The organism is Cohnella caldifontis (genome assembly GCF_029360585.1).
In the GTDB taxonomy this organism is placed as follows: Bacteria; Bacillota; Bacilli; order Paenibacillales; family Paenibacillaceae; genus Cohnella; species Cohnella caldifontis.
In genome coordinates this window covers 319395-343429 of sequence record NZ_JAQZSJ010000001.1, presented here as the reverse complement: position 1 = coordinate 343429, position 24035 = coordinate 319395, and the positions used below count along the sequence as shown (strand labels likewise).

The following is a 24035-nucleotide window of genomic DNA, read 5'->3' as shown; positions in this document are numbered from 1 at the left end:
ATTCGGGCGGTCCAGGCATACATATGAGAGAGCAAAGGACAACTTCTGCCGGAAAGGGGGCTGGTGAATGGCGCCGAACGTTCCCGATTTGTTCGTTCATCCGCTGCGGGGGGTATTGGAACGGCTCCCCGAGCATGCGGCGATGACGCTGGAGGAAATCCGGGTGCGGGAAAACCGTCCGCTCGAAATCGGCTATGCCGGGCGTTACGCCTTCGTGCGCCCCGACGGTTCGCTCGCCGCGGACGGCCGCTCCGCCTACGCGCCGGGCAGGGAAGAATGCCGGGCGCTGCTGGAGAGGGTGACCCGCCATTCGCTGTACGCCGTGGAAGAAGAGTTAAAGCGAGGTTACATCACCGTCGAAGGAGGGCATCGCGTCGGATTGGCCGGACGAGCCGTGCTGGAGCGGGGGACCGTGGCGCGGCTCAAGGACATCACGGGCTTCAACGTCCGGATCGCCCGCGCGCGCGGCGGCTGCGCCGCCGCCGTGCTGCCCGGCATCCTGGATTTCCGGGAACGCACGGTCCGGCACACGCTGATCGTCTCGCCTCCCCAACAAGGGAAAACGACCCTGCTGCGCGACCTGATCCGCTGCATCAGCGCGGGCGAATGGTCCCACGCCGCCGCGGCCGGCTGGGGCGGGCGCAAAGTCGGCGTCGTCGACGAGCGGTCGGAAATCGGCGCCTGCGAAGCCGGCATTCCTTCCTTCGACCTGGGTCCCCGCACGGACATTCTGGACGCCTGCCCGAAGGCGGAAGGCATCATGATGATGATCCGCTCCATGTCGCCGGAGGTGATCGCCGTGGACGAAATCGGCCGGCAGGAGGATGCGGACGCCCTCGCCGAAGCGCTGCACGCCGGCGTAAGGGTCGTGGCGACCGCCCACGCCGCGGATTTGGAGGACGTCTTCTCGAGGCCCGTGCTGGCCGGCATGGCGGAACGCGGAATGTTCGGGGCTTACGTGCTGCTCTCCCGGTCCGGCGGGAAAGTGGAACACCGGGTGATCGCCGCCGAGCAGACGTCGCGGGAATTCAAATCCCGTCCAAAGCCCGCGATCCGTTCTCCCGACGCCTTCGCGGCGGAAAGGCCGGTCCCATGATCCGATTCGCCGGCGCTATGCTCGTCCTGCTCGCGGGGACGCTGATCGGATACGCGCAGGCCGCGCGGTTCGCCGCCCGGCCCCGGCAGATCCGGCAGCTCATCCACGCGCTGCAAAGGCTGGAGACCGAAATCCAATACGGCCAAACGCCGCTTCCGGAAGCGCTCGCCCGGCTGGCGGGCGTCGTGCCCGAGCCCGTTTCCGGCCTGTTCGCCAATATCGCCGGCCAATTGGAACAGCGGGCCGGCCCGACCGTCCGGGAAATCTGGGAACGAGCCATCGCCGGAGGATGGAGCCGTACGGCCATGAAAACCCCGGAGCGCGAAGCGTTGGCCCGCTTGGGAGCGACCCTCGGGGGAAGCGGCAGGGAAGACCAGCTCAAGCACGTGCGGCTGGCGATGCTCCAGCTGCAGGCGGAGGAAACGGCGGCCCGGGAAGAGCAGCAGCGATACGAGAAAATGAGCCGCAGTCTCGGCGTCCTGGGAGCGGCCCTCGTCGTCATCGTGTTGTTGTAATCGGAGTGATCCATTCCAATTTTGGGGGAGCCCCCAAACCAAGCAGCCTTAACGTCACGTTTGGGGGAGAAGGCCATGAGTATCGATGTCAGCACCATTTTCCAAATCGCCGGCATCGGCATCATCGTTGCCATGATCCATACCGTACTCAAGCAGATGGGCAAGGAAGACATGGCGCACTGGGTTACGGTCATCGGCTTCGTCGTCGTGCTGTTCATGGTGGTGAGGCTGCTCAACCAGCTCTTTCAGGAAATCAAGACGATTTTTCTGTTCCAGTAGGTGAAGCCGATGGACATCCTTCAGATCGTCGGCGTCGCGTTTCTGGCCACCGTGCTGATTCTCGTGATCCGGGAACAGAAGCCGATGTTCGCGTTTTTGCTCGCGGTGTTCACCGGCGTCGGCATCTTCCTGGCCCTGATCGGCAAAATCGGCGGCGTCGTGTCCGTGCTGGACGAGTTGGCCGCGAGATCCGGCATCCCGTCCGTCTACCTCAAGACGATGCTGAAAATCATCGGGATCGCCTACATCGCCGAATTCGGCGCGCAAATCGTCCGCGACGCGGGGCTCGAGAGCATCGCCTCGAAAATCGAGTTCGCGGGCAAAATGCTGATTCTGGTCATGGCGATCCCCATCATCAGCGTCGTCGTCGAAACGGTGCTGAACTTGCTGCCGGCCTGACGCGGCCGCCGCCGGGCGACGGGAGAAACGGGAGGGAGACCATCATGCGCCGCCGCTGTTTCGCGGTTCTCTTGCTCCTGCTGATGCCATTCGTTTTCTTTGCCGGGTCCGTTTCGGCTTCCGATAACGCCCCCGGGACCGGCGGGGAAGCCGCTTCGGCGCCATCGTCCCGGATCGGGGCGGATGAGCCGGGCAGCGTCGTCGCCGAGCTGGCCGAAAAGCAGTCCCTGCAGATGCAGACGAAGGAAATCGAACAATTCTGGAACGAGCTGAGGACGAAGTACGGGGGGTACTTCCCGGACGGCAACTTGCCCGAGGTCGGCCAGCTGATGTTCCCGAACGACCGGCCCTGGAGTTTCGGCCAAGCGCTTTCCGGCCTGCTTCGCTACTTCCTTCACGAAGTGCTGTTCAGCGGCAAGCTGCTCGTCACCATCGTCCTGTTGACGGTATTCACGATGATCCTGGAAACGATGCAAACCGCCTTCGAGCGGGGCGCCGTGAGCAAGGTCGCTTACGGGATCGCCTACCTGGTGCTGCTCATCTTGGCCGTCAACAGCTTTCGGACCGCGACCTCCTACGCGGGGGAAGCGATTCAGCGAATGGTCCAGTTCATGCTGGCCATGGTTCCTTTGCTCCTGACGCTGCTGGCCGGCACCGGAAGCGTCGCGTCCGTCACGGTGCTTCATCCCTTGATCGTGTTCATGATCCATACGGTGGGGACGTTCATTCACTTGTTCGTGTTTCCGCTGCTGTTCTTCTCGGCGGTGCTCCACCTGGTCAGCTCGATCAGCGACCGGTACAAGGTCACGCAGCTCGCCAATCTGCTGCGGAACGTCGCCGTCGGGGTCATGGGCGTGATGTTCACCGTTTTCCTGGGCGTCCTGTCCATCCAGGGCGCCACCGGCGCCGTCGCCGACGGGGTCGCGCTGCAGACCGCCAAATTCGTGACTGGCAACTTCGTGCCCGTCGTCGGCCGGATGTTCTCCGACGCCGCAGACACCGTTCTCTCCGCCAGCCTGCTCGTCAAAAACGCCATCGGGCTCGCCGGGGTCATCATTCTCTTGTTCCTGTGCGCTTTTCCCGCCATCAAAATCATGGTGCTGGCGCTGATCTACAACGTGGCCGGCGCGGTCCTGCAGCCGCTGGGGGGATCTCCCATCACGGCGTGCCTGCAGATGATCGGCAAAACGCTGATCTACGTCTTCGCCGCGCTGGCGGCGGTCGGCCTGATGTTCTTCCTCGCCGTCACGATCATCCTGACCGCCGGCAACGCCGCCTTGATGATCCGATAGCGAATCGGCCGCAAGGGAGGAGGGATCCGCGTGATGGAGGGATTGTCGGTCTGGCTGAAGCAGGTCGTCGCCGTCGTGCTGCTGGCCGGCATCGTCGATCTGCTGCTGCCGAACCGGACGATGCAGCGGTACGTCCGGCTTGTCGCGGGGTTGTTCATCCTGCTGGCCGTGGCTTCGCCGATCCTCCGGTGGATCCAGGGCGATTTCAGCAGCAGGCTCACCGAGGGGTTGAACGACGCATCCTTCCGGGCAAACACCGCGTCCGCTTCCGGAGAGCTTTCCCGCATCCGGGAGGAAGGCCGGAAATGGCAGGAGAAGCAGCGGGATGACGCCGCAAGCCTGGCGGCCGCTCGGTTGGAAGAAGCGATCCGGGCCGATCTGGCGGAAAACGAGGGATCCAAGCCGGCCGAAGTCCGGGTCGACATGGGTTGGAGGACCGACGGTACGCTCGAGGTGAAGGAAGTGACGGTCAACCTCGGCGGCGGGCGGGACGCAGGAAACGGGCGGAAGGCGCCGGAACCGGTCGCCGCGGTAAAGCCCGTCGAAGTCGAACCGGTGACGGTGCAAGGCGTCGGAGAAGACGCCCGCCCGGTTGCCGCGGAGCCGCCGGAAGCTTCTGCCGCGGCGTCAGGCGCGACGGCGGATCCGCGGACGGCGAATCGGATTTCGGCGTGGATTTCGGCCCGGTACGGGGTGCCGGCCGACCGGGTGACCGTGCAGTCCGGAGCGTCCGGCGATTCCGGCGGTACGAATGGCGAAGACGGGAGGTGAAGGGAATGGCCAAGTGGCTGGAACGGCTCGAATCGTTCATCGGCGGGGGATCCGGAGGAGCCGGCAGGATCAAGACGTTCCGGTGGCTGGTGCTGCTGGGCCTCATCGGAGCCGCCTTGCTGCTGGCCGCTTCGCTCCTGAACGTCAAGAAGGTGCCTTCCGGCAACCAGACGGAATTCACGCCTCCCGGGGACCGGGACGCCCCCCCTCAACAGCAGGAAACGTTCCTGGGAGGCGACGGCAAGAGCGATCCGTTCGCCGATATCGAGTCGCAGCTCGAAAGCCGGCTCAAGGATCTGTTGGAAACGATGGTCGGAGTGGGCACCGTGAACGTGCTGGTGACGGTGGATTCGACGGAGGAAACGGTCGTTCAGCTGAACGAGAAAACGACGCAGCAGCTGACGACCGAGTCGGACAAAAACGGAACGAGCCGCCACGTCACGGACGTAACGAGGGACGGCCAGGTGGTGCTGTACGAAGTGTCCGGCGGCCAGGCGCCCATCGTCGTCAAGAAAGTCAAGCCGAAGGTGCGGGGCGTGGTCGTCGTCGCCAAGGGCGCCGAGAACGCCACGGTGCGCAAACTCGTGCAGGAAGCGGTCTCGCGGGGGCTGGACGTTCCGATGAACCGGATTTCGGTCGTACCGAGAAAAACCTGATCCAACGATAGGAGGATGGAAACATGAACAACAAGCGTCAAACGATTTGGCTCGTCTCGATGCTCAGTCTCATGGTCATTTTGTCCGCGTATTACTTGTTCACGGAAGACGTCACGCCGGCCCAGAACGCCGCGGGGAGCAAGCAGCAGCAGGAGGTAACGGGCGCTTCCAAGGCGACCGGGGATCTCTCCCAGGGCGTGGAAGTGACCGAAGTCGATCCCGCGACGGATCAGCCGGACGGCTCCGCCGTCCCCCAGACCGGCAGCGAAGCGGCCGGAACGGGAAGTCCGGACGGCGCGGGCAAGGACGCGGCAGGCACGGACGGGAAGGACGCCGCTTCGGACGATACGGGCGGCCAGGCGGAAGGCTCGGTCTCCCCGAGCGACGAAGAGGTACTGAAGCAGATGACCAACCTGCAGGGCAGGCAGCTGCTCGATGAAATGCAGCGCGTCCAGAAGGAAAAATGGGACACCGAAAACGAACGTTTGACCGCGATCATCGCCGATACGAAAAACCATTCGCAGGAGGACGCTTCTTCCGCCGCCGAGGAGCTGACCCGGCTGGAAGACATGGAATCCCGCATGACGAGCCTGGAAGAGAAGCTGGTGCAGGATTACGACAGCGCCGTCGTCGTGGAGAACGAATCCAATTTCAAAGTCGTCGTGCAAGCCGCCAAGCTCGAAAAGCTGGAAGCCGTTAAAATCATCGATCTCGCCGCGAAGGAACTGAACGTCAAGCCGGACCGCCTGTCCGTCCAATACGTGCCTTGACGCCTGAACCCGATCCCGATGCCGAAGCTGCGGAACCGCGACACGCGGGACCGGCGGTCTTCGGCTTCACGGTTTTCCGGACCCGGCGGGCGGATCCGGCCGACTCGGCGGCCATCCCTCCGGTCGGCGCATAACTCAAGAGGGGACGGAGCGCGGGGCGTTAGCTTGTCTTTCCATTTCGGTCGATTATGGTATAATGATTCCGTTATGGGATCGTTCAGGCCGTCTTTACAAGCCCTGCGCCCGACCCCTATCCCAAGGAGTGGACTGGATGTTCAAGCTGAGCGAAATCAAAGAACTGATCAAATTGGTGGACCAGACGTCCGTGCATGAACTCGAAATCGAAAACGAAGGCACGCGCCTCGCGATCCGCAAGCCGGGCCGAATCGAGACGGTAAGCGTTCAGCCTGCCCCGATCGCCTCTGCATACGTGCCCGCCCCCCAGGCGGCGCCCGTCCAGGACACGCCGGCCCCGGCCGCCGCGCCGTCGCCGGAAGCCAAGGCGGCGTCGCCCGACACCTCCAACCTGCGCCGGATCGTTTCCCCGATGGTCGGAACGTTCTACCGCGCGCCGTCTCCGGATGCGCCGGCATTCGTCAACGTCGGCGACCGGGTCACCGAGAAAACGGTGGTCTGCATTTTGGAAGCGATGAAGTTGATGAACCCGCTCGAAGCGGAAGTCAAAGGCGAAATCGTCGAGATTCTCGTCGAGAACGGCCAATTGGTCGAATACGGCCAAGCGCTTTTCCTTGTCAAACCGGAATAATCGCGGGATTGCCGCCCGATTCGGCAGCCGAACGCCGCGTCCGATCGCGGCTCTTTTCTCGTTTATCTTTGTCCTGCGAGTTTCAGAAGGGAGAACACTGCCTTGAAGTTCCATAAAATCTTGGTGGCCAACCGAGGGGAAATCGCGGTTCGCATCATCCGCGCCTGCCGGGAGCTGGGCATCGCCACCGTGGCCGTCTATTCGGAGGCCGACCGCGAAGCGCTGCACGTCCGTCTCGCGGACGAGGCGTACTGCATCGGGCCGACCCCTTCCAAAGACAGCTATCTGAATTTGACGAGCATCATGAGCGTGGCTACTTTGACCGAGTGCGACGCGATCCATCCCGGTTACGGGTTCCTGTCCGAAAACGCCGATTTCGCCGAAATTTGCGAAACGTGCAATATTACGTTCATCGGCCCCTCCGCCGACGCGATCAGCCGCATGGGCGACAAATCGGTGGCGAAGTCGACGATGAAAGAAGCCGACGTGCCCGTCATTCCGGGCTCCGACGGCTTGGTGGAGGATCTCGAGGAAGCGGTTGCGGTGGCCCGGAGCATCGGTTATCCGGTCATCATCAAGGCGACCGCCGGCGGCGGCGGCCGCGGCATCCGGCTGGCGGACGACGAAGAGATGCTGATCCGGGAAATTTCGACCGCCCAGCAGGAAGCGCAGAAGGCGTTCGGCAACCCGGGCGTCTACCTGGAGAAATACCTCACGGGCATGAAGCACGTGGAGATCCAGATCATCGCCGACAAGCACGGCAACGTCTGCCATCTCGGCGAGCGGGACTGCTCCGTGCAGCGCCGCCGGCAGAAGCTGGTCGAAGAAGCGCCCTGCCCGGTCATGACGCCCGAGCTGCGGGAGCGCATGGGGCAAGCCGCCGTGCGGGCCGCCCGCGCGGTGAACTATTCCGGCGCAGGCACGCTCGAGTTCCTGCTCGGTCCGGACGGGCAATTCTACTTCATGGAAATGAATACGAGAATCCAAGTCGAGCATCCCGTGACGGAGATGATCACGGGCGTCGACTTGATCAAGGAAATGATCTCGATCGCGGAAGGGGAGCCCCTGTCCTTCACGCAAGAAGACGTGAAATTCGACGGTTGGGCCATCGAGTGCCGCATCAACGCGGAAGATCCCGACCGCAATTTCATGCCTTCCCCGGGCCGCATCGGTTTTTACTTGCCTCCGGGCGGTCCCGGCGTGCGGGTGGACAGCGGCGCCTATCCGAACTATCTCATTTCGCCGCATTACGACTCGATGATCGCCAAGCTGATCGTCTGGGCGCCGACGCGGGACGAAGCGATCGCCAGGGCCCGCCGGGCGCTGGGAGAGTTCATGGTGGAAGGCGTCAAAACGACGATTCCTTTCCACATGAAGCTGCTTAACCATCCCGTATTCAATAAAGGGACGTTCGATATCAAATTCCTCGAAGAACACGACGTGAACGAGCTGCCGGAGTGAGTTCGTCCCGCTTCGGCCAAGCGTTTGTCATAATTATCCGCGAATGTTATAGTTATAATAACGAGGGCGCACCGCCCGGACGAGGGAATCACGGTCAGATGGAGGTGGAGTAACGCTTGGAAACGATAGCCCCGGAGTACGAGAGAACGACCATGGGCACCATCGAAATCGCGCCGGAAGTGATCGAGGTGATCGCCGGGCTGGCGACGGTGGAAGTCGACGGCGTTGCGGGCATGAGCGGCGGGATTTCTTCGGGAATCGGCGAATTGCTCGGCCGGAAGAACTTATCCAAAGGCGTGAAAGTGGAAGTCGGTCAGCGGGAAGCCGCGGTGGACGTGTCCATTATCGTGCAATACGGACGCCGGATTCCGGAGATTTCGGCGGAAATCCAGAGGAACGTCAAACGGTCCATCGAGATGATGACGGGTCTGAACGTGGTGGAAGTGAACGTGCACGTGCATGACGTTCATTTCAAAACGGCGGAGAAGCCGGAAGAAGAAGACGCGAGTACGAGAGTCCGATAACCCAGCCGGGTTCGGCGCCGGTTCATCCCGGCGCCCGGCCCGCAGCCCGAAGTCCTCCGACGGGGAATCCGATGCGGATTTCCCGAAGAGGACTTTGCGCGCGTCATCGGAGTTTTCGATAGAGAGTCCTTTTTCATCGGGGAACAGGAGGACACCCAGTTGATCAAAGTGTTGGACAGGCTGCTGCTCTTTCTATACAGCGTCGCGATCGGAGCGCTTGCCGTCTTGGCCATCCTGGCCGCAAGCGGCGTATTCGCACCGTCTTCCCTCGTTCAATTCGTCTCGGAGCTCGCGGGCGAGGACCGCGGCGTCCAAGGCACGGTAATCGGCGTTTCCGTCGTGGTCCTGCTGGTGAGCCTGCGCTTTTTCATCGTTTCGGTCCGCCGGAGCGGAACTTCCGCTCCTTCGATCATCCAGAAGACCGAGCACGGCGATATCCGGATTTCGGTCGAAACCGTGGAGAATCTCGCGCTCAAAGCCGCCTCTCGCACGCGCGGCGTGAAAGATTTGAAGGCACGCGTCCGCGTCGCGGATTCCGGCCTGCAAATCATGATCCGCGCCTTCATCGACGGGGAAGGATCGATTCCCGCGCTGTCGGAAGACATGCAGCGCACGATTTCGCAGCAGGTCGAGGAGGCCACCGGCATTCCCGTCGCCAATATTTCCGTCTATATCGCCAACGTAACCCAGGCGCCGGCCTCATTCAAGAGCCGCGTGGAATAGGGGGTGCCGGCCATGTGGAAAGCGTGGTGGGACGCTTACGGAGGACGGACCTGCGGCGTCGCTGCGGGCTTGTTTTTCGGTCTCGTCTATTTGCTGTGCGGATTCTGGGACATGCTGTTCGTCGCCTTGCTGGTCGGAATCGGATTCTGGGCGGGCAAGCATAAGGACGAGAAGCGGGGGCCGCTCTTTCCGTGGGAACGCTTGACGGATTGGATGACGGACCGCTGGCCTTGGACCCGCTGATCCCTGTGGAGCGTCCATCTTCCCGAAGCAACCGAAATCCTCCCGCGGATTCCGGACGAATCCGGGGAATCGGGCGGATCATAGGTTTTTTTGTTTTCAACCGTTACCATACTAGGTAATGTTACGTCGGACAGCGCCGAACGGAGGACGCATGAATCGCAGACTGGCAAGGGAAATCGCCGTATCGAGCTTATACCAAATGGAAATGAGCGGCGTCACGGGCGAGGAAGCCGTGAATATGGTCATGGACGAAGCCCGGCAGGAAAACGAGATCGGAGCGGAAGTCGGCCAATTGGCGAACGTGGACGAGTTTACCCGCGAGCTGGTGGAGGGGGTCTCCGCCAACCGCGAGGAACTGGATCGCCAGCTGGCCGCCTATTTGACGGGGTGGCAAGTGGACCGGCTTTCCCGGGTGGATCGGCAGATCCTTCGGCTCGCCGCCTACGAGATGAACCTGCGGGGCGTGCCTCCGAAAGTGGTCGTCAACGAGGCGATCGAGCTGGCCAAACATTTCGGCTTGGAGGAGTCCGGCAAATTCGTCAACGGAGTGCTCGGGCGAATGATCCGGGAGAAAGAACAAGCCATCCAGACAGGAGAGGGGAAGCCTGAATGAGTGCCCAATTCATCGACGGCAAAGCGATCTCCGCGTCGATCCGCCAAGAGATCCGCGAGGAAACCGCGCGGCTGGCGGAACGCGGAATCCGGCCGGGACTGGTCGTCATTCTGGTCGGAGACGACGCCGCCTCGCAGGTGTACGTCCGCAACAAAGCGAAAGCCTGCGAGGAGCTGGGCTACCATTCGGAGGTCGTCCGCCTGCCGGCGGAGACGAGCCAGCATGAACTGCTCGGCCTCATCGAGCGTTACAATGCGGACCCGGCCATTCACGGCATCCTCGTGCAGCTCCCGCTGCCGAAGCATTTGGAAGAAAAACCGGTCATCGACGCGATCGCGGTAGAGAAGGACGTGGACGGTTTCCATCCCGTCAGCGTCGGCAACTTGATGATCGGGGACGACGCGCTGCTGCCTTGCACGCCATCCGGCGTGATCGAACTGCTTAAGCGGTCGGGGATTTCGCCCGCGGGCAAACACGCCGTCGTGATCGGCCGCAGCAACATCGTCGGCAAGCCGGTCTCCATGCTGCTGCTGAGAGAGAACGCGACCGTCACGATCTGCCACTCGCGCACGCCGGATTTGCCGGCCGTCGCCCGGCAGGCGGACATTCTCGTCGTGGCGGTCGGCGTGGCGAAACTGGTCAAGAAAGATTGGGTCAAACCCGGCGCGGTCGTCATCGACGTCGGGATGAACCGCCTGGAGAACGGCAAACTGGCCGGGGACGTCGATTTCGACGACGTGGTCGAAACGGCCGGCTGGATCACCCCGGTGCCCGGCGGCGTCGGCCCGATGACGATTACGATGCTGATGGCCAACACGCTCAAATCCTGCAAGCGCGCGAACGGAATGGGCTGACCGCAAGGCGCCGGAAGGAGGGGGAACGTGGAGCAGAAAGTGCTCAGCATCCGGGACGTCAACCGGTATATCAAAATGAAGCTGGAAGGAGACGGGAACCTCCAGGACATCTGGATCCGGGGGGAAATCTCGAACTTCACGCGCCACTCCAGCGGACATATGTACTTCACCCTCAAGGATGAAAGCGGCCGGCTCAAATGCATCATGTTCGCCTCCTATAACCAGCGTCTTCCGTTCGCGCCGAAGGACGGCATGAAGGTGCTGGCGCGCGGAGGCGTTTCCGTTTACGAGAGGGACGGCGCTTACCAGTTTTACGCGACCGCGATGCAGCCGGACGGAATCGGCAGCCTGTACCTTGCCTTCGAACAGCTGAAGAAAAAGCTGGAAGGCGAAGGGCTGTTCTCCGAGGCGCTGAAACGTCCGATCCCCCGGTTTCCGCAGGCCGTCGGCGTCATTACGTCTCCGACAGGGGCCGCGGTTCGCGATATCATCATCACGTTGCAGCGGCGGTTTCCTTCGGTGCCCGTGCTGCTCCACCCTGTCTCCGTACAGGGGACGGGGGCCGCGCCGTCGATCGTGAAGGCCATCGAGACGATGAACCGGCTCGGCGAGGTGGACGTCCTCATCGTCGGCCGGGGCGGAGGGTCGCTGGAGGAATTGTGGGCGTTCAACGAGGAAGCCGTGGCAAGGGCGATCCGGGCGTCGCGGATTCCCGTCATTTCGGCGGTCGGCCACGAGACGGATTTCACGATCGCGGATTTCGTCGCCGACCTGCGGGCCGCCACGCCGACCGCCGCCGCCGAGCTGGCGGTTCCCCACGCGGGGGAGCTCCGGCAGCACCTGGGCCATCTGCAGCAGCGTTTGGTTAAATCGTTGCGGCTGCTGGCGGGCAAATCGAGGGAGCGGTGGCAACATGCCGCCCGTTCGCCGTACTTCACCCAGCCGCGGCGCACGCTGTTGGCGCAAGCCGAGCGATTGGACCGGCTGCGCGACCGCCTCGTCTTCCGCGCCCAGGCGCAAGAAGCCCGGGCGCGGGAGCGGCTCGCCCGGCTGAGCGGCCGGCTGGCGGCTTCGAGCCCCACCGAGCAGGCGGGTTTCGCCCGCAAGCGGCTGGCCGGCGCGAGCCGGTCGCTGGAGCTGGCGATGTCCGGCACGCTCCGGCACGCGCAGAGCCGGTACGGCTCGCTGCTCCGGCAGCTGGACGCGCTGAGCCCGCTGAAAGTCATGGGGCGGGGCTACAGCCTGGTATACGATGAGCAGGAGAAACGGTTGATCCGGACCATTGGAGAAGTCCAGCCGGGCGACCTGCTGCGGGTCAGACTCGCGGACGGGCGCCTGGACTGCCAGGTCTGGGGCATTCACGGGGAGGAGAATACGGGTGGCTGAAGTGCGGGGAGATCGGGATTCCGCGTTGGACGAAGCGCTGAACGGCGTAACGTTCGAGCAGGCGATGGAGCGGTTGGAAACGATCGTCGCCAAGCTCGAAAGCGGCGACGTGCCGCTGGAGACGGCGATCGAGTTGTTCCAGGAAGGCATGGAGCTGTCACGGTTGTGCGGACGGAAGCTGGAGCAGGTGGAGCGGCGGATCGAAATGCTCGTCGAAGGCGAGAACGGTCCGGGCCGCAAGCCGTTCGCTCCGACCCGGGAAGACGGCAAAGGGGAATAAAGGTGACGAATTCGGAGCAACTGGAGAATTACCTCGAGGAACGGAAGAAACTCGTCGAGCAAACGCTGCGGGAAGCGATTCCCGCGGAGTGGGCCGTACCGTCCAAGCTGCGCGAAGCGGCGGAATATTCGCTGCTCGCCGGCGGCAAACGCCTGCGTCCGATCTTCGTGCTGGCGGCGGCGGAGAGCGTGACCGGCGGAGAAAAACCCGCAGCCTACGCCCTGCCGTTCGCGGCGGCGGTCGAAATGATCCATACGTACTCGCTGATCCACGACGATCTGCCGGCGATGGATAACGACGATTTTCGCAGAGGGCGTCCCACGAACCATAAGGTTTACGGGGAAGCGATGGCGCTGCTGGCGGGGGACGGCCTGCTGACGCACGCGTTCTATACGGCCGCCCAAGCGGCATCGCGGGGCGTACCGGCGGACCGAACGCTGGCGGTGATCTCCGAGTTGGCCCGTTATGCCGGTTTTCCCGGCATGGTCGGCGGACAAGCCGAAGACATGATGGGCGAGCAGGGGCGCACGTCGCTTGCGCAGTTGGAATCGATCCATCTGCACAAGACGAGCGATTTGATCGCCTTCTCTCTTCGCGCCGGCGGGCATGCCGCCGGGGCCGACGAGCGCCAGTTGCAGGCGCTCGGCTTGTTCGGCCGCAACGTCGGCCTGGCGTTCCAAATCCAGGACGATATTCTGGACGTGACCGGAGATGAGGCCAAGCTGGGCAAACCGGTGAACAGCGACCAGAAACAAGCGAAGGTGACGTACCCGTATTTGATCGGGCTCAGCGAAAGCCGTAAGCGCGTCGCCCTCTTGACGGAAGAGGCCAAAAACGCGATCGCGGACGCCGGTCTGGCCGATCCCATGCGGCTTGCGGCGATCGCCGACATGATCATGTCGAGAGACCACTGAAACGATGTTCAAAGCGCGGCGCGAGACTCTCCTCGGGGAGTTTGGCGCCGTTTGTCATCATTTGGGCTGGGTTTGCGAATTATGGTATAATAGCGAAATGACGTGAATCCCGATGTGGAGAAAGCGGGGAACACCATTGCTGCTCGAACGGATTAACGGCCCGTCGGACCTCAAACAATTATCGCTGGCGGAATTGCCGCAGCTGGCGGAGGAAATCCGCCGGTTCCTCATCGAACGGTTGTCCGTGACCGGCGGCCATCTCGCGCCCAATCTGGGCGTGGTGGAGCTGACGCTGGCGCTTCATTATTTATACAACAGCCCCGACGACAAATTCATTTTCGACGTGGGGCATCAAGCATACGTGCATAAAATGCTGACCGGCCGCATGGACCGGTTCCATACGCTTCGCCAGAAAGGCGGATTGTGCGGGTTCGTCAAACGGGGCGAGAGCGAGCACGACGTCTGGGAGGCGGGCCACAGCAGCACTTCGCTGTCGGCGGCCGTCGGCATGGCCATCGCCCGGGATCTGAAAGGCGAGGACCATCGCGTCATCGCCGTCATCGGAGACGGCGCGCTGACCGGCGGCATGGCGCTCGAAGCGCTCAACCACATCGGCCATGAGAAGCGGAAGCTGACCGTCGTGCTGAACGACAACGAAATGTCCATCGCTCCTAACGTGGGCGCGATCCATAACTACTTGGGCAAGGTCCGTTCGGACCGAACGTACCGCAAAGCCAAAGACGAGCTGGAGTGGCTGCTGCGCAAAGTGCCGGCGATCGGCGGCAAGCTGGCCAAAACCGCCGAGCGGGTGAAGGACAGCCTGAAATATTTGATCACGCCGGACGGCATGCTGTTCGAGGAGTTCGGCTTGAAATATTTCGGCCCCGTAGACGGCCACGACATCGGCAAGCTGCTGGAGGCGTTCCGCCATGCCGACAGCGTCGACGGGCCCGTGCTGCTGCACGTGCTGACCACTAAAGGCAAGGGGTACACCCCGGCGGAACAAGATTCCCACAAATGGCATGGCGTTTCCGGCGCATATAAGATCGAATCCGGGCAGCTCATCAAGCCGGTCGGACCGCCGATGTACACCGAAGTGTTCGGCAACGCGCTGATCGAGCTCGCGCAGCAAGACGAGCGGATCGTCGCCGTCACGCCGGCCATGCCGGGCGGATCGGGCCTGCTCGGTTTCGACGCCAAATTCCCGGGCCGGATGTTCGACGTGGGCATCGCCGAACAGCACGCCGCCACGATGTGCGCCGCGCTGGCGATGGAAGGGCTCAAGCCGGTGTTCGCGGTGTATTCGACGTTCCTGCAGCGGGCATACGACCAGGTCGTGCACGACATTTGCCGGCATAACGCCAACGTCGTGTTCGCCATCGACCGCGCGGGTTTCGTGGGGGCGGACGGAGAGACGCACCAAGGCGTATACGACATGGCTTTCTTGCGCCACATCCCGAACATGGTGCTCATGATGCCCAAGGACGAGAACGAGCTCCGCAACATGCTGTATACCGCCTTGCAATACGACGACGGGCCGATCGCCGTCCGGTATCCGCGCGAGCAGGCGCTGGGCGTGCCTTACGACGCCGAGCCGGCCGCCATTCCGATCGGAAGCTGGGAGACGGTGCGGGAAGGAGATTCCGCGGCGATTCTGGCGATCGGGCCGATGGTGACGGTCGCGCAGGAAGCGGCCGAGTTTCTGAAGCGGGAAGGCATGAACGTCCGCGTCGTAAACGCCCGATTCGTCAAACCGCTGGATGAAGCCATGCTGACCCAGCTGGCGGGTGAGCACTTCCCGATTCTGGTGCTGGAGGAAGGGGCCGAGGCGGGCGGGCTGGGCAGCGCGGTGCTGGAGTTTTACGCGCGGGAGCCGTTCCAGAACGTGCCGGTCCGCATTCTCGGCGTCCCGGACGTCTTCGTGGAGCATGCCACGATCAAGGAACAGAGGCAGATGACCGGGCTTACCGCGGAACAAGCCGCCCAGCGCATCCGCGCCGCCGTCGTCCGCCCGAAGCAGCGCGCCACATGAACGAAAAGGCGGCCAAGGAACGGCTCGACGTCTTGCTCGTCGAACGCGGGTACTTCGAGAGCCGGGAAAAAGCGAAGGCGGCCATCATGGCGGGCTTGGTCTGGCAAGGCACCGAGCGGCTAGACAAAGCCGGGACCAAAGTGCCCCGGGATGCCGATCTCGCCGTGAAGGGGGCGCCGCATCCGTATGTCAGCCGGGGCGGGCTGAAGCTGGAGAAGGCGATCCGGACGTTCGGGATCGACCTCGCGGGCGCCGTCATGCTGGATATCGGGGCTTCGACGGGCGGTTTTACCGATTGCGCGCTCCAGCATGGCGCATCGTACGTTTACGCGATCGACGTCGGCTATAACCAGCTCGACTGGTCCCTGCGGCAGCATGCGCAAGTGAACGTGATGGAGCGGACCAATTTCCGCCATCTCACGCCGGACCAATTGAAGGGACCGGTGCCGAATTTCGCGTCGATCGACGTATCCTTCATTTCGCTGCGGCTGATTTTGCCGGCGCTGGCGGGCGTATTGGCCGTCGGGAGCCGCACGGTGGCGCTGATCAAACCGCAATTCGAAGCGGGTCGCGAGCAAGTCGGCAAATCCGGCGTCGTCCGCGATCCGAAAGTGCATGCGTCGGTGCTGCGGGAAATTCTCGGCTTCGCGGACGGGATGGGATTCGCGCTGCAGGGCTTGACCTTCTCCCCGATAACGGGCGGGGAAGGCAACATCGAGTTCCTGGCTTATTGGAAACGGACGGGCGTTCCGTTGGGCGAAGGGTGGCTGACGGGCGAGCTGGAAGCGCAGATCGACGGCGTGACCCGGCAGGCGCACGAGACGTTCCGTTCGAAATAGGCGATCAAGATCGAGCATGCGGCAGCAACTGCGAAGAGTCGCGCGCTTTTGGGTGAACATTCAGGGAGCTTAGCCGAAGAACGGCCGCAGGAGGTTGCGCCGCGGCAGGCTCCTTTTTGTTCGAAACCTCCCCGAAAAAAGGAAATCCGCGCCGGAGGGCGAATCAGAAAAGAGCGGGCAGCGGCGCGCGTCGGCAAGGATCTTGAGGGTTCCTTTGATTGGGAATCCGACGTTTGCCCGAATTCGGTCCCGCGAAGAGGTGAATCCGTTGTCACGGTTCGGAGATTGGCTTCTGTTGCTGATCGCGGCCGGCGCATTGGCCTGGCTGATCGTCAGGCGGCTCGATCGCTGGCTGCACGAGTCTCCGGATGCCCGGCTCCGCCGGTTGGCGAAGGACGGCGGCGTGATTCCGGACGAAGCCGTGACGCTGCTGCAGGACAACGGCTTCGAAGTGCTGACGGGCAAGCACCGGATTCCGCTGGGCGTATCCGTGGACGAGGAACCGTCCATGTCTACGCGGCTCTTTTTCGATTATTTGGTTTCCAAGGACGGCAAATACTATCTGGTCAAGCTGGAACGGGCCAGGCAGCCGACGGAATGGACGGCCAGCGGGCTGCGCGAGCGGCTGTTGGTGTATGCGCTTTTGTTTCCGGGGTGCGAAGGGATCCTGGTAGCGGATCCGAAAGACGGGTGGGTTCGAATGGTTCGATTTCACGTGGAGGATGGAGACGAATGAAGGGTCAACGACAACGCAAAATTCGGGAGCTCATCGGTTCAAGGGAAATCGAGACGCAAGAAGAGCTTGTCGAAGCGCTCGGGGAAGCGGGCATGCAGGTCACGCAAGCGACCGTCTCCCGGGATATCAAAGAGCTGCAGCTGATCAAAGTGCCGCTGGAGGACGGGCGATACAAATACGCGATGCCGCAAGACCAGCGGTTCAATCCCGCCCATAAGCTGAGAAGGGCGCTGTTGGACCATTTCGTGAGCACGGATTCGGCGGAGAACTTGGTCGTCGTCAAGTGTTTGCCCGGCACGGCCAATACGATCGCCGCGTTGATCGACGGCATGGACTGGCCCGAAATCATCGGTTCGGTCAGCGGAGACGATACGACGCTGCTCGTCTGCCGGACCAAAGAGCAGGCCGACCGGCTCGTCGGCCGAATCCACGAGATGCTGCTTTAGAGCGGGTTTGACTCCGTCAAACTCCCGATGTAAGGTGAGAGTTTGACGGAGTCAAACTCCCGATTAGAGGAGGAATTCCATGCTGCGGGAACTGAACATCCGTAACTTGGCGGTTATCGAGAACGTATCCGTGACCTTCCACGAAGGGTTTCACGTGCTGACCGGCGAGACCGGCGCGGGCAAGTCGATCGTGATCGACGCCCTGGCTCTGGCGGCCGGCAGCCGGGGATCGGCTGAAATGATCCGCCACGGAAGCGATCGGGGCTCGATCGAGGCGCTGTTCGATTTGCCGGAAGGCCATCCGGTCTGGAACGTTCTGGAAGGGCTCGGAGTCGAGGCCGATGCCGGGGAGCCGCTGATCATCCGCAGGGAATTGCACGCGCAGGGAAAATCGTCGGCCCGGATTAACGGGCAGAACGTAACGCTCACCATGCTGCGCGAAATCGGGGAATACCTGGTGAACCTGCATGGACAGCACGAGCATCAGTCGCTGCTGCGGACGGACCGCCATTTGGAATGGCTGGACCAATTCGCGGGCGAAGCGATTGAAGGAGAGAAGTCCGCATACCGCGAACGGTATTCCGAATATCAAGACATCGTCAAGGAAAGAAGGGAATTGGAGGACAAAACCCGGCAAGGCATGCAGATGCTGGATTTGTACCGGTTCCAAATCGAGGAGATCGACGCGGCCCGACTGAAGGCGGGCGAAGACGAGACATTGGCGGACGAGAGGCGGAAACTGTCCCATGCCGAAAAACTGTCCGACGCCGTCTCCGAGTCGTATGAGCTGCTTTACGGCAAAAGCCTAACGGCCATGTCCAAGGCGCTCGCCCGGCTGCAGGACGTGACGAAGGTGGATCCCGCCGTTCTCGGGCCGTTGGTGGAACAGCTGCAGTCTTCCTATTATGCCGCGGAGGATGCGGTTTATCAGCTTCGGGATTACCGCGATAACATCGAATTCAACCCGGAGCGGCTCGCGCAGATCGAATCGCGCCTCGATCTGTTGTTCGGACTCCGGCGCAAGTACGGCGAGACCGTCGAGGACATTTTGGCTTACCGGGAGAAGATCCATGGGGAAGCTTCGCGGTTGGAAAACCGTGATGAGCGGCTGCGCGAGTTGGAAGCAAGAGAGCAAGCGCTGCACCGGGAGCTCGCCGAACGCGCGGAACGGCTCACCGCGATCCGCGGGCAGGCCGGACAGGTGCTGTCGGGCGCCATCGAGAAGGAACTGGCCGAGCTTCAGATGGAGCGCTCCGTTTTTGAAGTCAAGCTGGTGCAAGGCCCCTTAACCGCTTCCGGGGCCGACTCGGCGGAATTCCTGCTGTCGACCAATCCAGGCGAACCTCCGAAGCCGCTGGCCAAAATCGCTTCCGGAGGCGAGATGTCCCGCGTCATGCTGGCGCTCAAATCCATTTTCGCGGCGATCGACCGGATTCCCGTGCTCGTCTTCGACGAAGTGGACACCGGCGTGAGCGGCAGGGCGGCCCAGGCGGTGGCGGACAAGCTTTCCAGGCTGTCCCGCGGCTGCCAGGTGTTCTCGATCACGCATCTGCCTCAAGTCGCCTGCATGGCCGACCATCAATACGAAATCCGAAAATCCGTCAGCGAAGAAGGAAGGACGGCTACCTCGGTGCGGGAACTCTGCGGCGACGAGCGGGTCGAAGAGCTCGCGCGGCTGCTCGGCGGAGTGGAAGTGACGGTAAAAACGAGGCATCACGCACAGGAAATGCTGGCGCTGGCCGAACGCCAAAAAAACGCGTAACGACGCGAAAAATCGGACTTCGAGGAAGCTTTTCGGGAACATAAAAGCGGAGGGGCACGGTTACCTTATAGGTACGCCATCGGCGGTTATTCCTTGTCGCCGGTCAAGACTGTAAGGGAGCGTGAGAACTTGTACCCTCAATCCCGCAAACGCCGCTTGTTCGGTCTTTCTCTCGTCCTGATGCTGGCATTGGCCGTATGCTCCCCGCCGATCCGCCATTACGCGTCCTTCCCGGGACAGCTTCGGATGTTCCTGGGACAGGACAAGCAACTGCATTACGCCATGCCGGTTCACGCCCAAGCAAGCGTCAATCCCCAGGTCGCCGGCATTAACGGCAGAACCGACGCCACCTTTCCCATCGATCTGAACAAGCCCTTGTCGATACATCCGAAACAGAGCGGGACGACGGAACTCAAGCTTCGCCTGTTTGGCAAAATCCCTTTTAAGACGGTGAAACTGCAAGTCATTCCCGATTTGAAGGTCATCCCCGGCGGACAGACGATCGGGGTGAAGGTGAAGGCTGCCGGGATCATGGTAGTCGGCCATCATCTCGTCAAGACGGGATCCGGCGCTCAAATCTCCCCAGGCGAAGAAGCACGGCTGAAGCTGGGCGATTTGATCGTCGAAATCGACGGCAAGCCGCTCAATGACGTCACGAAAGTCGGAGCGATCGCCCAGGAAGCCGGCCAGCGCGGCCGTCCGCTCACCCTGCTCGTCCAGCGAGGCAAGGAACGTTTCCAAACCCGGCTTCGGCCCGCTTACGACGAGCAAGACAAAGCGTGGAGACTCGGTCTCTACATCCGCGATTCCGCGGCCGGCGTCGGCACGTTGACTTTCTATTCCCCGGATCATGGCGTATACGGAGCGCTCGGCCATGTGATTACCGACATGGACACGCAAACCCCGATCGTGGTCGGCAGCGGCCAAATCCTGCACTCGAGCGTCACTTCGATCAATAAAAGCCAAAACGGCGAGCCGGGCGAGAAGAGGGCGTATTTTAAAGAAGGACGCACGCTGGGCAACGTTGAGCGCAACACGCCGTTCGGCATATTCGGCCGCATGAGCGATATGCCCAGCCATTCCTATCGTTCCGAAGAAGTCCCCGTCGCATTCGCCGAAGAGGTCAAGGAAGGCCCTGCCGAAATTTGGACGGTGGTGGGCGGACAGAAAGTGGAGAAATTCGATATCCGCATCGTGCACGTGTCCAAACAATCCGCTCCGGCAACCAAAGGCATGGTCATCAAGATCACCGATCCCAAGCTGCTGGAGAGAACCGGCGGAATCGTGCAAGGCATGTCGGGCAGTCCGATCCTCCAGAACGGAAAGCTTGTCGGAGCCGTGACGCATGTGTTCGTGAACGATCCAACATCCGGATATGGCTGCTACATCGAATGGATGCTTCAGGACGCCGGCATTATGGTGAATCCGCAGCAAACCTTATCTAAGGCGGTATGACGCCTTAGATTTTGGTTTTGCCGCACTCGGGCGGATTGTGCTAAATCCGAACGTTTGTCGAAAATCCATGAAAAAGATCAGGAAATGGCGTAAATTATTAATTATATTCGATTTCAAATAAAAAAGAAAGAAAAATTTTTCGGTCCAGAAGGAATTATTTATCTCTTGTCGAAATCGAATAATCAGAGAAACGATGCCCGTTTCCTCGACTATCATTTTGCACAGAGAAAGGGAGGACCAGACATTGCAGCGGATCGAAGTTTTTCTTGCGGACGACAACCGAGAATTCACGAATTTATTGTCCGAGTACATTCAAGAACAGGATGATATGACGGTCATTGGAGTCGCGTATAACGGCGAAGAGGTGATCCGTCAGCTGGAGGAAACCCGGAGGGTGCCGGACGTGATGATTCTCGACATCATCATGCCGCATCTCGACGGGTTGGGCGTACTGGAGAAGCTTCGGGACATGAACCTGTCCCCGATGCCCAAAATCATCATGCTGACGGCGTTCGGCCAAGAAAGCATCACGCAGCGCGCGGTACAATTGGGAGCTTCGTACTACATATTGAAGCCTTTCGATATGGACGTGCTGGCGAACCGCATCCGCCAGCTCGCCGGAGCGGCATCTCCCGTATCCGTCACTCCAGGCGCCGCATCCGCCAATGTCGTCCGTTCCAATATCGTGCCGATCGGCAAGCCGAAGAATCTCGACGCCAATATCACGAGCATCATTCATGAGATCGGCGTCCCGGCGCATATTAAAGGCTATCAATATCTCCGGGAAGCGATCACGATGGTGTACAACAACATCGAGATCCTCGGCGCGATCACGAAGACGCTGTACCCGGCGATCGCCGAGAAATTCAAAACGACGCCGTCCCGCGTCGAACGGGCCATCCGCCATGCGATCGAAGTCGCCTGGACGCGCGGCAACATCGATTCCATCAGCCATCTGTTCGGCTACACGATCAACATCGCGAAGTCGAAGCCGACCAACAGCGAGTTCATCGCGATGGTCGCCGACAAGCTGCGCATCGAGCATAAGGTTTCGTGAAAGTAGGAAACGTAAAGGATTTTGGGTTGTGGGAAGCCGACTAATTTTGTGAATTGTCTTTTTCAATCGCAAAATTAAGGCGATAAACAACCATAAGTCACTTGTATAAATACCACTGCTTTATTGGGTTGCCAAAACTCAATGAGGGAGTGGTATTTTTATAACGCAATTTTGAGGTTCAGTTAGACAATTTCATGCTCTATTGTACAAGTCGGAACCTTGCAAAAGACGTTGGCAAGTTATGAGCGGACTTTAAAATTGTTTGGGCTTTACCTGAAGGAAAAGTTAGCACCACAACTGTCGACGTTGTAGTCGGGAATAGGTATGCGCATGTGATATAACGATCTCTGTATTTAAGATGCAGGGGTTAGGGCAGGGGTAGAGCTGCAACGGTGATTTAGCAATCACTTCTCGTTTAATTTTGAAATGTCAATGATATAGGAATTAACTTCCTTGATTTTTGTGTTGTTTAAGCTGCTGTTGAAACGATATACATTACAGAAAGCGTAGCTTATATTGTTTTCGAGATTTAAGATGCCATTTAAAGAACCAGAATATCCATGCGTTATTATATTGCTAACAACTAACTCGGTTGGCTTTTTGTGAATCAGTTTTTCAAGCATTTTGAAAACTTCATCCTTACCTTGTAATACACTGTTACCGATAAAGTTCCATTTGATATTTTCCGTAATGGTCTCCGTGATAAAGCCGACATCATTGCAAACAAAGGCAACGTTAAATGATCTAAGCAGTTCTTTTTTTGGTGCGTTTCCACAATCTTCTGCACAAATAATTTTTACTTGATCATTTCGAATGTTGTCCTTTGACATAATTCTCTATCCACCTCAATCAAATGGGTATTCATCTTCGATCGATCCATTATAATACCCCAATTTTAAGAACGACTAAAAATAGTTGAAAGGCTGCCACTAAATAAACAGAACCGAATCTTCACATCACAAAGCGGAACACAATGTACGGTGAGTTGAATCGGAATTTCAAGGCAGCAAATTGTATATTTTGATTCCCGTCACGGTCCCGTCTACGATCTCGAAGGAAAGAAAGTTAAACCTATCGCGATCGTGTATCTCGTACGCGGCGTTGATTGGGTCGGTTCTTCCGTCATTGGCCATTTCGATGCCCGGGTAAGCCTTCTTCAATTGCTCTAAAGTATCGCCGATTTCGATGCCTTTCGAAGTCGGATATCCTTTCTTGGATACTTCCATGGTCATGATCCAGAACGTTTTCCCGTCTTGTTTGGGCGAAAACAGTTCCATTTTCAAGCCGTCGTAGGTCCGTCTTTCGATCCACGATCCGGTATAGGTATCCGCGTTTTCCAGCTTCTCGACCTGACGCGAAGCAAGGGCGCCGAGCATGGCGTCCGCTCGATCGCCTCCGTCGCGGAGCGCCAAATAACCGTCCCCGATCTGCAAGGAATATTCGCTGGACCAGCGTCGGATCGGCACCGAAGTCACGGTCTCCCCTTCCGCGAGGACCGCCTCCGTCACGTCTTCGACGTCGGAATGATCCGCGGCGACGACGAACGTCCGCGGGGTTGCGTCCGCCGTACAGACGCCCTCCGCTCCCGTCAACCCGAAGATTAATGACGTACCTTCCGGGCTCAAGCTCGGGCCGGCCAACCGATAGGGACACGTGCCGGATTCACGCACTCCGATAAAGTACACCCGCTTATGCTCGAAATCGACCGTCGGGACTTTCGTGGCGAGTCCGAAATCGCTCCATAACCGCTTCATTCCCTGTTCATCGTCGGCTCGGGACACGACATACTCGTAATGGGGGACGGTCGGTCGGGTAAAGGCGATTCGGTCGAAATCCGGCGGCAGCGTCTTTTCGCTGGCCAGCAGGTCCGACGGAATGGCTTGGGCACCGTCGAAAACGGATTGGAGCGGGCGAGGTTCGGCTTCGGCGGCCTGGTCCGACGTCACGGAAGGCGTGCCCGGTTCCGGCTTCGACGACTCCGGGGATGACGCGCATCCCGCGCACAGCAATATCAAACACATAAGCGATAACATCCATTGGCGTCTCATTCGATCACCTCTTCCTAATTTGACGTAGTTCCCCGCATGAAAGTTTCCCGCTAAACGACGTTCCTCCGTACATGCGAATAACGGGCTATTTTTCGGGAAGATTATTTTCCGGAACCTA

The 24035-nt window shown here is 60.4% G+C and carries 27 protein-coding genes; 25 read left to right on the top strand and 2 right to left on the bottom strand.

The window, feature by feature from the left end; genetic code table 11:
* Positions 1-67: 67 nt before the first annotated feature.
* From spoIIIAA to spo0A, 25 genes are all read left to right on the top strand, one after another.
* On the top strand, positions 68-1096 hold the full coding sequence (gene spoIIIAA / locus PTZ19_RS01730; RefSeq protein WP_276351966.1) for a stage III sporulation protein AA: 1029 nt from the start codon (positions 68-70) through the stop codon (positions 1094-1096).
* Complete coding sequence (spoIIIAB, locus tag PTZ19_RS01725) at positions 1093-1611, top strand: stage III sporulation protein SpoIIIAB (RefSeq protein WP_276351964.1); 519 nt, start codon at positions 1093-1095, stop codon at positions 1609-1611. Before spoIIIAA ends, spoIIIAB begins: the two co-directional genes overlap by 4 nt.
* A 75-nt stretch (positions 1612-1686) precedes the next feature.
* The gene (gene spoIIIAC / locus PTZ19_RS01720) at positions 1687-1890 is read left to right on the top strand and encodes a stage III sporulation protein AC (protein ID WP_276351961.1); all 204 of its coding nucleotides are present in this window, start codon (positions 1687-1689) and stop codon (positions 1888-1890) included.
* 9 nt (positions 1891-1899) lie between these two features.
* Positions 1900-2289 carry a stage III sporulation protein AD gene (gene spoIIIAD, locus PTZ19_RS01715; RefSeq protein WP_276351958.1) on the top strand — a complete coding sequence of 130 codons (390 nt, stop codon included), beginning with the start codon at positions 1900-1902 and terminating at the stop codon, positions 2287-2289.
* 44 nt (positions 2290-2333) lie between these two features.
* Positions 2334-3581, top strand: coding sequence for a stage III sporulation protein AE (gene spoIIIAE / locus PTZ19_RS01710; RefSeq protein WP_276351956.1), 1248 nt, complete (start codon positions 2334-2336; stop codon positions 3579-3581).
* A gap of 33 nt (positions 3582-3614) precedes the next feature.
* The gene (locus tag PTZ19_RS01705; RefSeq protein ID WP_276352284.1) at positions 3615-4352 is read left to right on the top strand and encodes a stage III sporulation protein AF; all 738 of its coding nucleotides are present in this window, start codon (positions 3615-3617) and stop codon (positions 4350-4352) included.
* Between the two features lie 5 nt (positions 4353-4357).
* Positions 4358-5008, top strand: a complete 651-nt coding sequence (spoIIIAG, locus tag PTZ19_RS01700; protein ID WP_276351953.1) for a stage III sporulation protein AG — start codon at positions 4358-4360, stop codon at positions 5006-5008.
* Between the two features lie 23 nt (positions 5009-5031).
* Positions 5032-5778, top strand: coding sequence for a SpoIIIAH-like family protein (locus PTZ19_RS01695; protein WP_276351950.1), 747 nt, complete (start codon positions 5032-5034; stop codon positions 5776-5778).
* A gap of 271 nt (positions 5779-6049) precedes the next feature.
* Positions 6050-6544, top strand: coding sequence for an acetyl-CoA carboxylase biotin carboxyl carrier protein (accB, locus tag PTZ19_RS01690; protein WP_276351947.1), 495 nt, complete (start codon positions 6050-6052; stop codon positions 6542-6544).
* Between the two features lie 102 nt (positions 6545-6646).
* Positions 6647-8005 carry an acetyl-CoA carboxylase biotin carboxylase subunit gene (accC, locus tag PTZ19_RS01685; RefSeq protein WP_276351945.1) on the top strand — a complete coding sequence of 453 codons (1359 nt, stop codon included), beginning with the start codon at positions 6647-6649 and terminating at the stop codon, positions 8003-8005.
* Positions 8006-8121: 116 nt separating this feature from the next.
* Positions 8122-8529 carry an Asp23/Gls24 family envelope stress response protein gene (locus PTZ19_RS01680; RefSeq protein WP_276351943.1) on the top strand — a complete coding sequence of 136 codons (408 nt, stop codon included), beginning with the start codon at positions 8122-8124 and terminating at the stop codon, positions 8527-8529.
* Positions 8530-8688: 159 nt separating this feature from the next.
* The gene (gene amaP, locus PTZ19_RS01675; RefSeq protein ID WP_276351940.1) at positions 8689-9252 is read left to right on the top strand and encodes an alkaline shock response membrane anchor protein AmaP; all 564 of its coding nucleotides are present in this window, start codon (positions 8689-8691) and stop codon (positions 9250-9252) included.
* Positions 9253-9264: 12 nt separating this feature from the next.
* A complete protein-coding gene (locus PTZ19_RS01670) occupies positions 9265-9495 on the top strand; it encodes a DUF2273 domain-containing protein (protein ID WP_276351937.1) in 231 nt (76 codons plus the stop codon).
* 151 nt (positions 9496-9646) lie between these two features.
* Positions 9647-10108, top strand: coding sequence for a transcription antitermination factor NusB (gene nusB, locus PTZ19_RS01665; protein WP_276351935.1), 462 nt, complete (start codon positions 9647-9649; stop codon positions 10106-10108).
* Positions 10105-10962, top strand: a complete 858-nt coding sequence (gene folD, locus PTZ19_RS01660; protein WP_276351931.1) for a bifunctional methylenetetrahydrofolate dehydrogenase/methenyltetrahydrofolate cyclohydrolase FolD — start codon at positions 10105-10107, stop codon at positions 10960-10962. Before nusB ends, folD begins: the two co-directional genes overlap by 4 nt.
* A gap of 27 nt (positions 10963-10989) precedes the next feature.
* On the top strand, positions 10990-12348 hold the full coding sequence (gene xseA / locus PTZ19_RS01655) for an exodeoxyribonuclease VII large subunit (protein ID WP_276351926.1): 1359 nt from the start codon (positions 10990-10992) through the stop codon (positions 12346-12348).
* Complete coding sequence (xseB, locus tag PTZ19_RS01650; RefSeq protein WP_276351924.1) at positions 12341-12628, top strand: exodeoxyribonuclease VII small subunit; 288 nt, start codon at positions 12341-12343, stop codon at positions 12626-12628. The genes xseA and xseB overlap by 8 nt, the downstream gene beginning before the upstream one ends.
* A gap of 2 nt (positions 12629-12630) precedes the next feature.
* Positions 12631-13542, top strand: coding sequence for a polyprenyl synthetase family protein (locus PTZ19_RS01645; protein ID WP_276351922.1), 912 nt, complete (start codon positions 12631-12633; stop codon positions 13540-13542).
* Between the two features lie 112 nt (positions 13543-13654).
* On the top strand, positions 13655-15574 hold the full coding sequence (gene dxs / locus PTZ19_RS01640) for a 1-deoxy-D-xylulose-5-phosphate synthase (RefSeq protein ID WP_422614954.1): 1920 nt from the start codon (positions 13655-13657) through the stop codon (positions 15572-15574).
* Positions 15571-16413, top strand: coding sequence for a TlyA family RNA methyltransferase (locus PTZ19_RS01635; RefSeq protein ID WP_276351917.1), 843 nt, complete (start codon positions 15571-15573; stop codon positions 16411-16413). The genes dxs and PTZ19_RS01635 overlap by 4 nt, the downstream gene beginning before the upstream one ends.
* A 268-nt stretch (positions 16414-16681) precedes the next feature.
* Positions 16682-17149, top strand: a complete 468-nt coding sequence (locus PTZ19_RS01630; protein ID WP_276351913.1) for a hypothetical protein — start codon at positions 16682-16684, stop codon at positions 17147-17149.
* Positions 17146-17595, top strand: coding sequence for a transcriptional regulator AhrC/ArgR (ahrC, locus tag PTZ19_RS01625; RefSeq protein ID WP_276351911.1), 450 nt, complete (start codon positions 17146-17148; stop codon positions 17593-17595). Before PTZ19_RS01630 ends, ahrC begins: the two co-directional genes overlap by 4 nt.
* A 79-nt stretch (positions 17596-17674) precedes the next feature.
* Positions 17675-19357 carry a DNA repair protein RecN gene (gene recN / locus PTZ19_RS01620; protein WP_276351909.1) on the top strand — a complete coding sequence of 561 codons (1683 nt, stop codon included), beginning with the start codon at positions 17675-17677 and terminating at the stop codon, positions 19355-19357.
* A gap of 129 nt (positions 19358-19486) precedes the next feature.
* On the top strand, positions 19487-20812 hold the full coding sequence (spoIVB, locus tag PTZ19_RS01615; RefSeq protein WP_276351907.1) for a SpoIVB peptidase: 1326 nt from the start codon (positions 19487-19489) through the stop codon (positions 20810-20812).
* Positions 20813-21056: 244 nt separating this feature from the next.
* Positions 21057-21869 carry a sporulation transcription factor Spo0A gene (gene spo0A / locus PTZ19_RS01610; RefSeq protein WP_276351905.1) on the top strand — a complete coding sequence of 271 codons (813 nt, stop codon included), beginning with the start codon at positions 21057-21059 and terminating at the stop codon, positions 21867-21869.
* A gap of 404 nt (positions 21870-22273) precedes the next feature.
* Here the strand turns inward: spo0A and PTZ19_RS01605 are convergent, their stop codons facing one another.
* Positions 22274-22699, bottom strand: coding sequence for a hypothetical protein (locus tag PTZ19_RS01605; RefSeq protein WP_276351902.1), 426 nt, complete (start codon positions 22697-22699; stop codon positions 22274-22276).
* Positions 22700-22867: 168 nt separating this feature from the next.
* Positions 22868-23890 (bottom strand): hypothetical protein, encoded by a 1023-nt coding sequence (locus tag PTZ19_RS01600; protein ID WP_276351899.1) that lies wholly within the window; start codon positions 23888-23890, stop codon positions 22868-22870.
* Positions 23891-24035 lie beyond the last annotated feature (145 nt).